The sequence below is a fragment of the Bacillus sp. FSL R5-0286 genome (genome assembly GCF_038593245.1).
GTDB lineage: Bacteria > Bacillota > Bacilli > Bacillales > Bacillaceae > Bacillus > Bacillus altitudinis.
Genome location: NZ_CP151977.1, coordinates 3,682,245 through 3,696,435, shown reverse-complemented (window position 1 = coordinate 3,696,435; position 14,191 = coordinate 3,682,245). Strand labels below are relative to the sequence as shown.

Annotated in this window: 15 protein-coding genes and 1 riboswitch; of the genes, 7 read left to right on the top strand and 8 right to left on the bottom strand. The window is 40.3% G+C overall.

What is annotated here, in order from left to right:
- Positions 1-8: 8 nt before the first annotated feature.
- Positions 9-170 carry a hypothetical protein gene (locus tag NST24_RS19055; protein WP_025208294.1) on the bottom strand — a complete coding sequence of 54 codons (162 nt, stop codon included), beginning with the start codon at positions 168-170 and terminating at the stop codon, positions 9-11.
- Positions 171-330: 160 nt separating this feature from the next.
- Here NST24_RS19055 and NST24_RS19050 point away from each other — a divergent pair, with 160 nt between their 5' ends.
- From NST24_RS19050 to NST24_RS19030, 5 genes are all read left to right on the top strand, one after another.
- Complete coding sequence (locus NST24_RS19050; RefSeq protein ID WP_342462128.1) at positions 331-1,566, top strand: TerD family protein; 1,236 nt, start codon at positions 331-333, stop codon at positions 1,564-1,566.
- A 201-nt stretch (positions 1,567-1,767) separates the two neighbouring features.
- Positions 1,768-3,411 carry a T7SS effector LXG polymorphic toxin gene (locus tag NST24_RS19045; RefSeq protein ID WP_342462640.1) on the top strand — a complete coding sequence of 548 codons (1,644 nt, stop codon included), beginning with the start codon at positions 1,768-1,770 and terminating at the stop codon, positions 3,409-3,411.
- A gap of 2 nt (positions 3,412-3,413) precedes the next feature.
- Positions 3,414-3,665 (top strand): hypothetical protein, encoded by a 252-nt coding sequence (locus tag NST24_RS19040; RefSeq protein WP_039962862.1) that lies wholly within the window; start codon positions 3,414-3,416, stop codon positions 3,663-3,665.
- A gap of 78 nt (positions 3,666-3,743) precedes the next feature.
- Complete coding sequence (locus NST24_RS19035) at positions 3,744-4,220, top strand: hypothetical protein (protein WP_342462127.1); 477 nt, start codon at positions 3,744-3,746, stop codon at positions 4,218-4,220.
- 290 nt (positions 4,221-4,510) lie between these two features.
- Positions 4,511-5,704 (top strand): MFS transporter, encoded by a 1,194-nt coding sequence (locus NST24_RS19030; RefSeq protein WP_024720468.1) that lies wholly within the window; start codon positions 4,511-4,513, stop codon positions 5,702-5,704.
- A gap of 46 nt (positions 5,705-5,750) precedes the next feature.
- Here NST24_RS19030 and NST24_RS19025 read toward each other — a convergent pair whose 3' ends face one another.
- From NST24_RS19025 to NST24_RS19015, 3 genes are all read right to left on the bottom strand, one after another.
- On the bottom strand, positions 5,751-6,653 hold the full coding sequence (locus NST24_RS19025) for a shikimate 5-dehydrogenase (RefSeq protein ID WP_008344408.1): 903 nt from the start codon (positions 6,651-6,653) through the stop codon (positions 5,751-5,753).
- Positions 6,654-6,671: 18 nt separating this feature from the next.
- Positions 6,672-7,853, bottom strand: coding sequence for an MFS transporter (locus NST24_RS19020; protein ID WP_163116116.1), 1,182 nt, complete (start codon positions 7,851-7,853; stop codon positions 6,672-6,674).
- A 647-nt stretch (positions 7,854-8,500) separates the two neighbouring features.
- Positions 8,501-9,517, bottom strand: a complete 1,017-nt coding sequence (locus NST24_RS19015; protein WP_024720466.1) for a LacI family DNA-binding transcriptional regulator — start codon at positions 9,515-9,517, stop codon at positions 8,501-8,503.
- 276 nt (positions 9,518-9,793) lie between these two features.
- Positions 9,794-9,873: riboswitch (glycine riboswitch) on the top strand.
- Between the two features lie 162 nt (positions 9,874-10,035).
- On the opposite strand from NST24_RS19015, the gene NST24_RS19010 reads away from it, so the two are divergent.
- A complete protein-coding gene (locus NST24_RS19010; protein WP_024720465.1) occupies positions 10,036-11,382 on the top strand; it encodes an amino acid permease in 1,347 nt (448 codons plus the stop codon).
- Positions 11,383-11,429: 47 nt separating this feature from the next.
- Here NST24_RS19010 and NST24_RS19005 read toward each other — a convergent pair whose 3' ends face one another.
- Both NST24_RS19005 and NST24_RS19000 read right to left on the bottom strand, forming a co-directional pair.
- Positions 11,430-12,110 (bottom strand): DUF3169 family protein, encoded by a 681-nt coding sequence (locus NST24_RS19005; protein WP_341018060.1) that lies wholly within the window; start codon positions 12,108-12,110, stop codon positions 11,430-11,432.
- Entirely contained in the window at positions 12,107-12,313 is a 207-nt protein-coding gene (locus NST24_RS19000; protein ID WP_008347396.1) for a helix-turn-helix transcriptional regulator, read from the bottom strand. Before NST24_RS19000 ends, NST24_RS19005 begins: the two co-directional genes overlap by 4 nt.
- Before the next feature lie 170 nt (positions 12,314-12,483).
- Between NST24_RS19000 and NST24_RS18995 the strand changes: the two genes are divergently transcribed.
- Positions 12,484-13,107, top strand: a complete 624-nt coding sequence (locus NST24_RS18995) for a CoA pyrophosphatase (protein WP_024720463.1) — start codon at positions 12,484-12,486, stop codon at positions 13,105-13,107.
- 10 nt (positions 13,108-13,117) lie between these two features.
- Here the strand turns inward: NST24_RS18995 and NST24_RS18990 are convergent, their stop codons facing one another.
- Both NST24_RS18990 and NST24_RS18985 read right to left on the bottom strand, forming a co-directional pair.
- Positions 13,118-13,606: a DUF4188 domain-containing protein gene (locus NST24_RS18990; protein ID WP_125589239.1), complete on the bottom strand. Its 489-nt coding sequence runs from the start codon at positions 13,604-13,606 to the stop codon at positions 13,118-13,120.
- Positions 13,607-13,610: 4 nt separating this feature from the next.
- Positions 13,611-14,162 (bottom strand): PadR family transcriptional regulator, encoded by a 552-nt coding sequence (locus NST24_RS18985; RefSeq protein ID WP_342462126.1) that lies wholly within the window; start codon positions 14,160-14,162, stop codon positions 13,611-13,613.
- Positions 14,163-14,191 lie beyond the last annotated feature (29 nt).

The following is a 14,191-nucleotide window of genomic DNA, read 5'->3' as shown; positions in this document are numbered from 1 at the left end:
GGGTTTTTTTATTTCCTATGCTTCAATGTAGCCTGAATACAAAGAAAAAAGAGAGTGATCACAATAAAATAATTCATTGGATTGTGAAAGATATTGATGCTAAATGCTAATTGAAGAAGAATCCAAAAACCGAATATCACTGTAACAGCTGGGATGATTTTTTTATACACATTGATTCTCCTTTCGAGAGTAGTTTGTTTTTAGGTGGCATTGTCTCATATCATTGCAGAGATGAAAAGAGAGAAAGATATTAATAGGTTCTATTGCACAATTTGGTATAATTGGTCTATAAAAACGATAAATGGTAGATATAGAATAGGAGTTGTTGAAATGAATCAAACTCTGCAAATGGGTGCCAATACCGTACTAAACTCTCCAAAGGGGCAATTATCCATCAGTTATGAAGTCTCATCTGCAATTGATATTTCTTTAACGGCGTTTCTCTTAACAGATTCAAACCTAGTTCAAGGAGATAATGGCATTATTTTTTACAATCAGCCGGAGAGTACTACGGGTGTTGCGACACTTTTACCAGCAGAGATATCAGATCAGTTGAAAAAACATCAATTGAATTTTGATATGAGCAAAGTGCCTGTCGGAATCACAAAGATGGCTATTACACTGACAGAGGATCGAGGAATCGGCTTTTCTCATGTGAAGAATCTGCAAGCAGAAATTCGAACAGGTGATGAGGTGCTATACCTAACACCAGTAAGCTTTACAAATGAAAAGGGTATTGTCGTAGTAGAGCTATACATAAGAAATAGTGAAACGAAAGCACGATCCATCTGGCGTGGCTTCGATTCTGGATTGGAAGGGCTATGCAAGCTTTATGGGGTAGAGGTTGAACCTGATGAACAGGATGTTTCTACACCTCCTCCAATGGTTTCTGAAAAACAAATTAATGAGCCTGCTCCAATGAACACAGCCGCTAAAGAGAAAGTCGCTGCACCTATTAGCTTAGAGAAAGTTCAAGGTAAAATTAGTCTAGACAAAGGTCATAAACCGATCATCATTGAAAAAACACCAGAGATTACGGCTACAGTATCTTGGGAGTCTGGAACCGATTATGATATTTACGCATTGGTCTATACGAAGTCAGGAAAACAAATAGATGTGGCCATGTTTGGCGCAAAAGGTGTTCCCGCTCTCAAAAGTTACGGTAACGGGGCTGTTGAGCATATGGGAGATGTCGGTAGAGATCGTGAATCAATGAAAACAGAAGTCATTAAACTAAGGTTAAATGATGATATCCTTGCGGTGGTACCCGTTGTTTACTCTGCTCAATCAAATGGAACAGGTTCTTTCTATAGATATAGAGTGTCTATGAGTATCGATAATCATCAAGGAACGTCTGTCACGATTCACGCGAAACATGCAAATGACAATGATCGAATTTATTCTTGTGTTCCAGGTATACTTCAAAATACAAATGATGGCGTGATCATCCGTCCACTAGAGCTTTACAGTAAACCAAACTCTGAGCGTAGACCGAAGTTAAAAATGAAATATTCAAATGAGATCGATGTTTTGATGGATAAAGGACCAATCAATGACTATAAGTAACGTGAACATGTGGCTAGACAGAGTATAATGAACTGTCTGGCCTTTTCTATATCCCTACAATTGATAAACTCGTTTATCCAAATTAGAGGGTAAATTGAACAGAGAGTTCATTCCATTTTTTATGTCATTCAGCCTATTTTTCCGTTTTGAAGGTCACGGTAAAATAGACTTTATGATCAATAATGGAGGGAGTGGCTTAATCTGGGCAAGATACTTGATGCAAAAGCACTAACCCGTGCCATGGATACAAGGGCAAAACACTATCAGGAACTCCGCGAACAAATGATAGATTTAAAAAAGGCATTACAAGGTGTTGCCAACCTCGGTGACGACTTCACTGGAAAAGGTGCCGATAACATTAAAAGCTTCTACAAAGAACTCGCCGGAAATGTGGACATGTTTATTAGCTTCATTGATAAACAAAAAGCCTTTCATGAAGGTGTTTCTGGGACACTCGATGATACAAATTTTGGCGGCGACACCTTTGTAGAAGAACACTTTTTAGACAACGCTGTACATATGGGAATCAAGAATGCCAAAAGCATCGTGAAGGATCAAAAAAAGGCACTCAAAACGATTTTTCAAGATATTGATGACCTCATTTCTCTGGAGGTATTTGATAGTAAAACCTTTGACGAAAAGATTGCAGATGCGGAAGATGAACGGAAGAAAACGGTTAAAGATTTAATAGAACTTGATCAAAATCTAAAAGATGAATATGCTTTGTCAGAGACTGAGGAGAAGGCTACAATGGCATTGTACGCAGAAATGATCAATGCCACAAATGACGGAAAATCCATTTCGCCTATGAATTTTGACAAGAAAGCGTATCAAAATAGCGAAATCTACAAGGCAAAAAGCGATATTGAGAAGCAAACTTCTGAATATCTAAAAATCAAAAAAGATCAAGAAGAAGCCCGCAATATTGCAAAGGAACAAGAAGCACTAGCCAACCGTCCGTGGTATGAAAAAGCCCTTGATTACGGTGGGAATATCGTTAATGAGCTGACAGGCGTGAACGATGCAAAACGTGCCGCAACAGGTGTCGATCCGATCACAGGAGAAGAACTCACCGCAGGCCAACGAGTCGCCGCAGGCGGCATGGCAGCAGCAGGATACATCCCGATCGTCGGATGGGCGGGCCGTATTTTCAAAGGCGGAAAGGCTGTCTATAAAACGACTCAAGCCACGTCCGCCGCAGTCAGAGCGGTCGACATTTACAAGACATCACAGAAGTCTTTCGATGCGTTGAAAACATCACAAAAAGGCTTATATGGCCTCACCGCAACAAACGGCTTCAGCGAAGCGATTACGGGTCGAGATATGTTTGGAAATAAAGTCTCGAAAGAACAGCAGGAAGCGAGTATGAATGCGGCTTTGGGGATGCTTTTGCCGTTTGGGGCGAAAGGATTTCATGGTAAAATAGGTTTTAAGAATGTTGATAGAGTTCAAACTGGTGGTAGAGAACTTTCAATAGATGAATATCTAAAACAACTTGATAAAGCAGAAGAAATGTATGAATCTTTTAGAAAGACAAAAGCTGATATTAAGCCTATTTCTAAGAATACTGGAATACCCGAACACAGGATACAAAGAATAAAGGAGCATTTATTTATAAAAGAGCATGTAAAAGAGAATGGAGTTGGGCGTTTTGACTCAGATTATCAAATTGCACAAGCTTGGGATAGGTTACAAAAAGGTAATTATAAAAAGAATGATATAGATTTATTAAATCATGAACTTTTTGAATCAAAATTTGAAGGAATATTCAAAACAGATTACAGGACCGCACATGATAAAACAGTTGAATCTGGGCGTCCTTGGTATCCACCAAAGGAGGAATAAAATTGGCTTCGTATGTTTTATTATTAAAGGAATATGAGGATGAAGAAACGGTAGTTTACAAATTTGGACCAAATGAAGAGATAATGGGTAAAATTGAGTTGAGTAAAATAACTAGAAAATTTAGAGAGTTAGAGAGCTTACCAGATCAAAATATTCCTAACGAGTTTTATTTTGATCGGGCGGCTCAAAGATTGGCAGTATGCCTTGTAAGAGAAGGTGGCATATTCCCAGAAAGAACGGCTTTTGAATCTTAGTAGCCACAAAAACCTTGATGGGTAGGAACCTTTCAAGGTTTTTTCTTTAAGAAAAAGCTTAAAAGAAAGGTAACAAGTATGAATAAAAACCAAAAAACAAAAATCGAAACCTTAAAAAGAAAAAGCAGAAGAAAGCACTTAATAAACGAATTAAGCTATATGACACTTCCAGAACCCCCTTTTTTGGAGGTCGAAGAGAATCAATTTTTTTGTCAGAAGGTATTTACTTTCCTGCAATCGAGAGAACATAAAATTCAAATACATGGAGACAACTATCTAGAGCATATTGAAAAGTCTACACAAATGTTAAATGAAATGGTTGGGAGGATAAAAGAGACTCCTAAACAAGGGAGATTGCTTTTTTTCCGAGATCATGAAATTGAAGCGCTTTTAGTGAATGTGGATGAAGTGTTTCATCATTTAAATCAACTTCTTGAGCAAACCAAATTTTTAAGTGGATACGGAGATTTCATTTTAATAGCAGAGGATTTTCATTTTGGATTATGCATAGAGCGTACAGAATATTTTTATGAGTTTAGTTTTTGGGGAATGTGAGTTTAGATCAAGCTTCATTTCAAAAAATGACAGGGATTTTTCTCTATAACCATTTCCCTCAAATTTAAGCAATTCACTATCATTACCTTTCACATTCATATAAAATAAGAGCTAGTGAAAATTTGAAGAGATGCTTGATCATATGAAGGGCATGTAAGCTGTGAGCTGCATGAGATAACGAGATGTTGAAAGTACGTGAAGGTTGCAAAGCTGTTTCTCCTCACGCATGAATCTTGTAAGCGTAACCATTATTTGTCACTTCATTGCAATGTGTTGAGGGGTGTGTCAGCATGAGGAATCCGTATTTGAGAACGGCCTCTAGTCTTTATATCAATTATTTTTTATTAGGTATGGTCAATATTATTTTGGCTTCTAATATGCCATTTTTGATCAAACAATTAGATACAAATAGTGCGGGGATAAGTTATATGATATCTGCACTCGGTATTGGCAGGGTGCTCACGTATGGTTTATCGGGCGTACTGTCAGATCGTTTTGGACGAAAGCCAGTCATTTTGGTTTCTGGGGTGCTGATGGCGGTGTTCCTCATCGGAATCCCATTGTCTCCGAATTATCAAATCGCGTTTGCGTTTGCGATTTTGGCAGGGGTGGCGAATTCGGCGATGGATGCAGGGACGTATCCGGCTTTAATGGAAGCTTTTCCTCAAAACTCGGGATCTGCAAATGTGATGGTGAAGGCGTTTATTTCGATTGGGGCGACCATTCTGCCGCTCGCTATTTTCTTTTTAGCAGAGCATGATCTGTTTTATGGATTTGCGTTTTTTGTACCTGCTTTTATCTATTTAGTGAATGTGATGATGCTGTGGACATTGCCATTTCCGAATCATCGCAAGGTGGAGCAAGTTCAGGTGACGGAGCATGATGGACTTCCGCGCTTCTCATCAGAGCCTACGTTTTGGAGAGAAGGGGTCGCACTGATTGTGATCAGTTTTACATCAAATGGTCTGTACGCCTTGCCGCAAATTTGGCTGCCTACGTACGGTGAGGAAATATTGGGAATGGCTTCTGGCAGTGCTGTGAAGCTGCTTAGTTACTATAGCATGGGTGGTTTGCTGTCTGTCTTATTGCTCGCATTTCTTTTGCGCCGCATTGTTCGTCCGGTCACCGTGCTGCTACTCTATCCGATTATTACATTAGCCTCTATCTGTGTGCTATTGGTCGTGAAGTCTCCAGTCATCGGGACCGTCAATGCTTTTGTATTGGGCTTTTCAACAGCTGGTGTCTTTCAGCTGACGTTAACCGTAATGGCTGAGTTCTTCTGGAAAAACAAAGGGACGATGACAGGAATTATCTCAACAGCAGGCGGAGTGTCCGCCATTGTGATTCCAGTCGTCACTGGTTTGATCGAAACCCACTCGACCATTTTGCAAATCTTTATATTTGATGCGGGTGTGGCTGTTGTGGCGATCATCGGCGCAGTGTATATCCTTTATCGATATCGCCGTGTGATGATACACGAATAAAAAAGACGACTTCCAAAGCGGAGGTCGTCTTTTTTCTGTGTTTCGTTTAGAAACGGTCATTTTCAAATAGAATTTGTTTTACTTGTTCAACTGGCATATCCTCGCCAGTAAAGAGTTTGTACGCAAGGGCACCTTGCCATAGCATCATGCCAAGACCGTTAATCGTTTTGGCACCAGCTTCTTGTGCTTGAGCAAGAAGTTTTGTTTTTTGCGGGTTGTAGACGACATCTGTCACGATTAAGTCTTTGCGTAATACATCAAGAGTATCGTCAATAATGCTGAGCTCATCTAATGGTTTCATGCCAAGGCTTGTCCCGTTTGCTAAGATCGCACTTTCAGCTACTTCACGACGGAAAGCGTCTTTGTCTTCAAGTGGGAAAATATTCGCTTTGACACCGAATGATTTCATTTCGTTGTTGATGTAATTTACATTTTCTTCTGCTTGAACAAAGTATTGATCATTACGAGCAAAAATACTAATTTCACGAATACCTGATTGTGCAAGCTGAATGGCGATCGGTGTTGCAGCGCCGCCAGATCCAACGAGTGTAACCTTTTGTCCAGCTAATTCAACGCCGTGTTCAATTAAGTTTCTTACATAACCAAGACCATCTGTGTTGTAACCAACCAGCTTGCCATCTTTGTTCACAACTGTGTTGCTTGCGCGAGTATATTTTGCAGAATCATCTAGTTCATCTAAGTAATCGAGTACTTTCATTTTGTTCGGCATGGATACGTTAAATCCAGCTGCACCCATTGCTTTCATCCCGTTTACTGCTGCTTCTAGTTCATCATTTCCTACCTCAAAAGCAAGGTAAGCATAGTTGATTCCTGTTAGTGTATAGCCAAGGTTGTGCATCCGTGGTGACAGGCTGTGTCCGATTGGTGTTGCAAGAAGACCGACTAATTTTGTTTTTCCATCAATATTACGTTCGTGTATGTTTGTCATGATTGACATCTCCTTTAATTATCTAAACAATTTTTTCATGCGTCGTAAAACAAAGACTGCTAACAATACGCTGATGACCGCAATGATCATATCAAAGAATAAAGTCATTTTAATATCGTACGTGCTGACGAGTCCGCTTGTAATCAGCGGAACAAGGATAAACGCTGAGCTTGCCGCAATGTTGACATATGATGAAGCCGTTGCTTTGTTTGTAGGGAATAATTTCATCATAATACTCATCGCCAACTGGAAAATGCCGGCTGTAAATAATCCTAAGAAAAAGGTACTAACAATGACAATGCCGTACGTTTCGATTTGAAATAGTGAAAGCATTGCAAGGAATGCCCCGATTGGGTAAATAATGGCGACCATAATCGGTGAAATGAATTTATCTAATACGATTGAAAGCAATAGAACAGATACGAGTGCACCAATACTAAAATAAGAAAGAAGCTGTGTCGCTTGTCCTGAGCTAAGCCCAATCAATTTCAACCCGAGCTGTGGAAGCCAAGTTTGCCATACGACAAATAATGCAGTAGACGTGAATCCCATAAGTACAACAGCTAAACCTTCACCAAACATTTTCGGTTCTTCCTTCATTTGCTCTTGAACGGGAAGATCGTTTTGAGAAGCCGTTTGCTTATGATTTGGGAACGGCATAAAGATCAAGTAAATGCCTACAAGTAAATAGAGAAGTCCTAGACCAAAGAATGCCCAGCCCCAGAAGATGTCATGTGCAATAAGGAATGCCAAGATAAATGGAAGAACAGTCGCACCAATTGATACAGACGCCTTTACTAAAACAGAAGCTGAACTTGCTTTTTTAGGAAATGACTCTGTCAAAGCAGGATATGTCCCTGAATCAAGTAATGAGTTTGCAATCCCTGCGGAAATGGCAAAAATGAAAGCCAATGTATAATTGGTCGTTATTGGAATCCCAATTAAGAATAATAAGTAGAGAAAGTTACCTGTAATAATGACAGGTTTTCGCCCCCAGCTGTCTGCCAGTCGACCAGAGAAAAAGAGAGCAATTAATTTACCGATCCCGATTGCTGATACAAGCAAGCTGATTTTTGGAATATCTACATGGTAGCGTTCAGATAAGCTTTCCATGTTTGATGCCACAATAATATTGATCATGCCTAGCATGAAATAGTTTAAGTACATGCCAAGTGATGATTTAATGTATGGATTTTTCATGTTCCCACTCCTATATTTGAAACCCTGTTCGGGCCAAATTCTTGTTACCCTTTGTTATTTCCTTAAACGTAAATAATATTAAGTCCATCACAACACCCCTTGTGTGATTGATGAAAAATAATGAATATTCATCTGTTCTTCAAATAAGTACATCGTTCTACTAAATAATTAAAAATAATAACAGTTATCATAAGTTGATGGACTTCCTCGATTTGATCAGAATCAAAAGATCCATCTTTAACTGTAGTTGATATGATAAATAACGATATGTTCACAAAAGGTATAACGATATACTAAAAGAAGCAACGAGATAAATATACTCCTGTGTATAAAATGTGTCAAGTTTATGACTTTGCGATTTAAAAAAAGAAAAATGTAATAAAGAAATAGTTGACTTGATCAATAAAAAAAGGAGAATCGCTTTGCAATTCTCCTTTCAGCGTGTAGACAAACCCTCGCATTCTTTGTCAGTCCTGTGCGCTGGTACTCACGAATGTCAAATTCGCTCCGTGCCAGTGCTCGTCCTTCCTAGACTGCAAAGGTTTTCTATCACGCTGAAAAGAAGACAAAGGGCTAAAATAAAGTTCATTTTAGCCCTTTGTCAACAATCTGAAAGGAGAATCGCTTTGCAATTCTCCTTTTCATGATCATGTCGAGGTTTCTCGAATATGAAGTTGAGGCTTTAATATCAATCGCTGCAGTTCTTCATCCTGCTCGTTCATTTTATGATACAAAAGGTTGGCTGCTTTGACTCCAATGGATCGTGGAAATGATGAGACTGTGGTGAGCGGCGGGTGATACATCTCCGCTTCAGGGATGTTATCGAACCCAACTACATCAATGTCTTCACCAGGCTTGATGTCACGCGCTGCCAATTCCTGAATCACCCCAAACGCCACTAAATCACTGAAGCAAAAAATAGCAGTAGGTGGTTCGGGAAGGTCAATCACTTGGGCAAGGGCTTCTTTCCCGCCTTCACGGGTAGGCACCATATCGATAATAAGAGATTCATCCATCGTTAGGTCTTCATCATCATGGGCTCTTTTGAACCCTTTCATCCGTTCAATCCAAGTCGAGGAGGATTTGATTCCACCTAAGAAGGCGATGCGGCGATGCCCTTTTTGAAGAAGATGACGGACCGCCATCCAAGTGCCTTGTTCATAATCAACGCCGACATAATCACAATGGACATCTGCTAATTCACGGTTTGCCAATACTTTTGGTGTGCGAATGTTGTTTAATTGTTTCACCGTGCGTGTCGAACTTTTCGATGCTGGATTTAAGATGATTCCACCCACTCGGTGCTCTACCATTGTGGAGATGAGCCGCTCCTGCTTATCCACACTATCAAAGGTTGTCCCAAGTAAAACGGTATAGCCAAGTGACTCAAGGGTGGTTTGCACACCGATTAAAAATTCAGAAATGAAGGTGTTTGAAATATCCGTGACGATCACACCTACAATATTTGAACTTTTCGACCGCATGTTGGCAGCGACGCGATCGTACACGTATCCCAAATCCTCCATGGATTGCAGCACTTTTTTCCGGGTGGCTTCAGAGATCCTAGGGTTGTTGCGAACAACGAGTGAGGCCGTTGAAGTCGATACACCGGCATGCCGAGCGACTTCTTGTAATGTCACACGCTGTTTGTTCATTTTTTTCATTTGTCTTCACCAACTTCATTGGATTGCCTAACTATGGTTCATCATCAAGATGGATGTCTCCACCAAACGAGCCGAACATTCTTTGTTTCATTATACCTTAATCAAGGGGTGTTGATGAAGTGATGTCATATCAGCTTCAGATAAGGAGGAAACAACATCTTAAAAGATTACCATTGACAGCTTTCTTTTAGAGGCGTAAAATATAAAATTATTCAGAAATAGCAACATTTAAAGTAAATATCGAAGGCTATGATTGCTGTGGGTCACACTATGGCAGGAGCAGCTTCTGGAGAGACCGCATGTATGTGCGGCGCCGAAGGGTTCACAATCTCAGGCAAAAGGACAGAAGAGTACGAAATATTGTATTTGTGATGCATGGATCATACTGTGTATTGCTTTTCTCTATTTTGCTATTCTTTTATGACCGTGAGATTGGAGCGCATCCAATCTCTTTTTTTATGGACTTTTTGAGAGTTCATTATTTCAGTATAGGATCGTGTCGTAGGAGGGTGTTGGAATTGGCACAACAAGAGTTAAAGCGAGATTTATCAAACCGTCATGTTCAATTAATTGCCATTGGCGGAACGATTGGAACTGGGCTGTTTTTAGGGTCTGGAAAGGCCATTCAATTGGCAGGACCATCGATCATTTTTGCGTACTTAATTGTCGGAATGGCCATCTTTTTTGTCATGAGGGCACTTGGAGAATTGCTCTTATCTAAGGCGGGCTATCAGTCTTTAACGGATATAGCAGAGGATTATCTTGGACCGTGGGCTTCCTTTGTGACAGGATGGACGTATTGGTTTTGCTGGATTATGACAGCGATGGCAGATGTTATTGCGGTCGGGGTGTATGTGCAGTACTGGTTTGATATTCCGCAGTGGATTCCTGCTATTATTTGTTTATTGATTTTGCTAGGATTTAATTTATTAACGGTGAAGCTTTTTGGAGAAATGGAATTTTGGTTTGCACTGATTAAAGTGATTACGATATTACTGTTGATTGGCGTTGGAATTGTCCTGTTAATCATTGGTTTCCAAACAGATGCAGGGCCCGTGACGGTAACGAATCTGTGGTCACACGGAGGATTCTTTCCAAATGGTGTGACAGGCTTCTTATTGTCATTCCAGATGGTGATTTTTGCGTATGTGGGCGTGGAACTTGTCGGTGTGTCAGCAGCAGAAACAGCGAATCCGCAAAAAAACATCCCGTCTGCGATTAATAAAATTCCATTAAGAATTCTATTTTTCTATGTAGGTGCGATTTTTGTATTACTATGCATCAACCCATGGACAGAACTCAGTGCATCAGAAAGTCCTTTTGTGAAAACCTTTGGGCTCATTGGGATACCAGTAGCGGCGGGACTCATCAACTTTGTCGTCCTGACATCTGCGGCGTCTGCTTGTAATAGCGGTATGTTCTCAACGAGCCGAATTTTGTATAATCTCAGTCATCAAAAACAAGGACCAGCATCCTTTGGCCGTCTAAATAAACATGCTGTTCCAAGTAATGCCCTGTTTGTTTCGACGATTGTGGTGTCAGTAGGGGCTCTTTTAAGCAAGCTGATTCCTGAACAAGCCTTTGGTATTGTGACAACAATCAGTGCCATTTGTTTCATTTGGGTATGGAGTATTATTTTAATATGCCATCTGAAATATAAGAAAACACGTCCTGAACTGCATAAGGCGTCTACCTTTAAAGCGCCATTTACACCTTTTGTGAATATAGCGGTTCTTGTGCTCTTTGCTGCCATTCTTGTCATCATGCTTTTCGCTGATGCAACACGTCCAGCCCTGTTATTGACACCCGTATGGTTTGGGTTCTTATTTTTGATTTATGCACGACAGAAACGTCGTTCAGCATAATGAACGAAAAAAGCACAGCCTTTTTAAATGGCTGTGCTTTTGCTTATTTAACGATTTCGAATCTTCAACATATAGTATGCATTAAGAATGATCAGAACAAGTCCAACGACGATGATGGAGAAGAGCTGAGAGTGATTGGCGCCAAGAGAATAGACAATCAAAATAAACATGGCACCGGTCAATAAAATATTCATCATTTGAAAAGTGTGAAAAAGCCCATCGAGCATCACATGCTTTTCGCCTTCATCAGAAATGGCGAGCAGTTTTTTGCCATAATCTTTATCGGTTGGACTAGGTAGGTGACGATTAGGATAGACGAGCTTTAGGACAGAGGTCGACACATAAGAAAGAATGACGGTGATCAAAAATAAGGCAGCATTTGCGAGAATCAGCCAAGGTGGCTGCTCGGTTACGATGGAAATTCCAATTGCAATAATCGATAAAATGGTACTCACCGTATTAGCTAATGTTACATCAGTAAAGGTTCGATACTGTTTTACCTCGAGTTCATCCTCCTCATCACCAGATACCGAAAGAGAGACTCTTTTCTTCATGCGTGAAATGCCTGAAAAACAATAAATGATGAATAGAACTGTCAAGCCAGTGATGACAAGAGTCGCTTCAAATGCAGCTTGCAGAAGTGTCAGCTCAAATTCGGATGCCAGCAAACAGTAAGCACCGAGAAAACCAAGGAGAGCACCTAAGAGCATTTTGTATACAGTTTTCATGTGAGTTCATCCTCCTCGAATAGAAAAATATGTTCAATGGGTTCTTGAAAAATACGTGAAAGCCTCATAGCAAGTAAGAGAGACGGCATTAATTCATCTCGTTCCATTAAGCTGATCGTCTGGCGAGAAACCTTTGCCCGTTTCGCAAGCTCCGTTTGGTTTAAACCATCACGTGCCCGCAGCTCTTTTAGCCGATTTTTCATTCTGTCACCTCAACTCTGATCAAAATGTTATCTTGATTGTAAAGTATTATATTCATTTTGACAAGTATAATTGTCAAAATGATAAAAATAATTGTCAGAAAGATCGCCTTTATTCAAAAGGTAATCAATGATACGCTAAAGAAAAGAGAAACAGAAAATAGGTGATGCCCATGTTCATTGATCAATTAAAAAGTGACTTACATCAATCACAGCCGCTATTTATCGGAGAAGAGACAGCGTTCAAAGCGGCAGTCCTTGTCCCTTTGGTGCAAGTAAACGGGGAATGGCATGTTTTATTTGAAGTGCGATCACTGACGATGAGAAAACAGCCTGGCGATATTAGCTTCCCAGGAGGCAAACTCGACGGCGACGAAACCGCACAAGAAGCTGCACTGCGGGAAACATATGAAGAACTAGGGATTCCGCCCGAATCCGTCAAGGTGTTAGGGCAGCTCAGTCCTTATATTGCCTCTCCATCCTTTGTGGTATATCCATTTGTCGGAATCATTGATGAACAGCAGGTCAAACATTCCTTTAATCAAGAAGAAGTAGAGGAGACCTTTACTGTGCCTCTATCATGGCTCAGCCAATACGAACCATACTTACACCATGTATCGGTGCAGCCAACACCAGGAGAGGACTTTCCTTATGAAAAAATCATGAATGGTGAAAAATACAGCTGGGGGAGTCGTTCGATTGAGGAGTGGTTTTATGATTACGATCGTTACACCATTTGGGGATTAACTGCCCGCATATTAAAACATTTTGTGATGGTTGCAAAAAGAAATTCCTAGAGAATCAGCTCTAGGAATTTGTTGTAGAAAGGCGTTCTTTTGCGGTTTCTTTTCCATTCCCTTTTCCAATTAGGATGGGCGCTTTAGCTTGGCTCAATCCATATGAAGGCATGTTCACGTAGATAGATTCATATGAGCCGGCTTGAATTTGATACGTTTCATGATAAATTCCGACCGCGTCATTATTTCGTGCTCTTTGGTTAAATCCTTTCCAAGCAGCCAAATGCTTCTCCATCTTGGCGTAGGCAAGGAGATCCTCTGTTGATTTCCAATATTGGATCATGGTGGTGGTGCGTAAACCGAAGTAATTTTCTGTCCCGAGAAAACCAAGCTCTTCTTGATGTGTATAAAGTTCTTTGATCATCCCCGGCATCGCCTTAAATACTGGCAACCATTGATGGACAGCCCAGCGTTTATTGATTCTCATTCCGATAATGAACACAACAATCGGCTCAGAATTGTCTGTTGTATACCTGCCAGCACGTATATTTTTTTTCATTTGTTCATCCTTCTTTCTTCATCGATTCACAGGTCTCCACGCACCAATCAATTCCAGCCTGCGCCACTTTCTTTCCGTAATCTAATGTATATAGCCAATACTTCGCATCAGCTTCATCTGGATACAGCTCTTGAATGTTTTGTTCAATCGCAACATATGTCTCATAACGGATACGGAGCTGCCTCTCATAATCTTCTAAAAGCACCAATTTTTTATCAAACGAAAGATATTGACCAAAGAATAACTTTAATAACACTTCATTTCGTTCTGATGGTACTTGATCGAGCGGCTGCGCCAGCCATTGCCTCAACGTGTCCAGCCCTTTTTCAGTCAGATGATACTCCCGCTTGTCTGAGCGCCCAGTTGTAGAAGCGGGTGAAACCTTCGCAAGCCCTTCCTCGACTATTAACTTTAAAGCTGGATAAATTTGTCCATAACTAATTTTCCAAAAGTGATGCAAGCTCCTATCAATTAATTGCTTCACTTCATACCCAGACTTACAATCTGTCGTTAAAATCCCCAAAATCGCATACGTCGTATCATTGTATTTTTTCATTGATTAACACACCTATCTAAAAGATATAT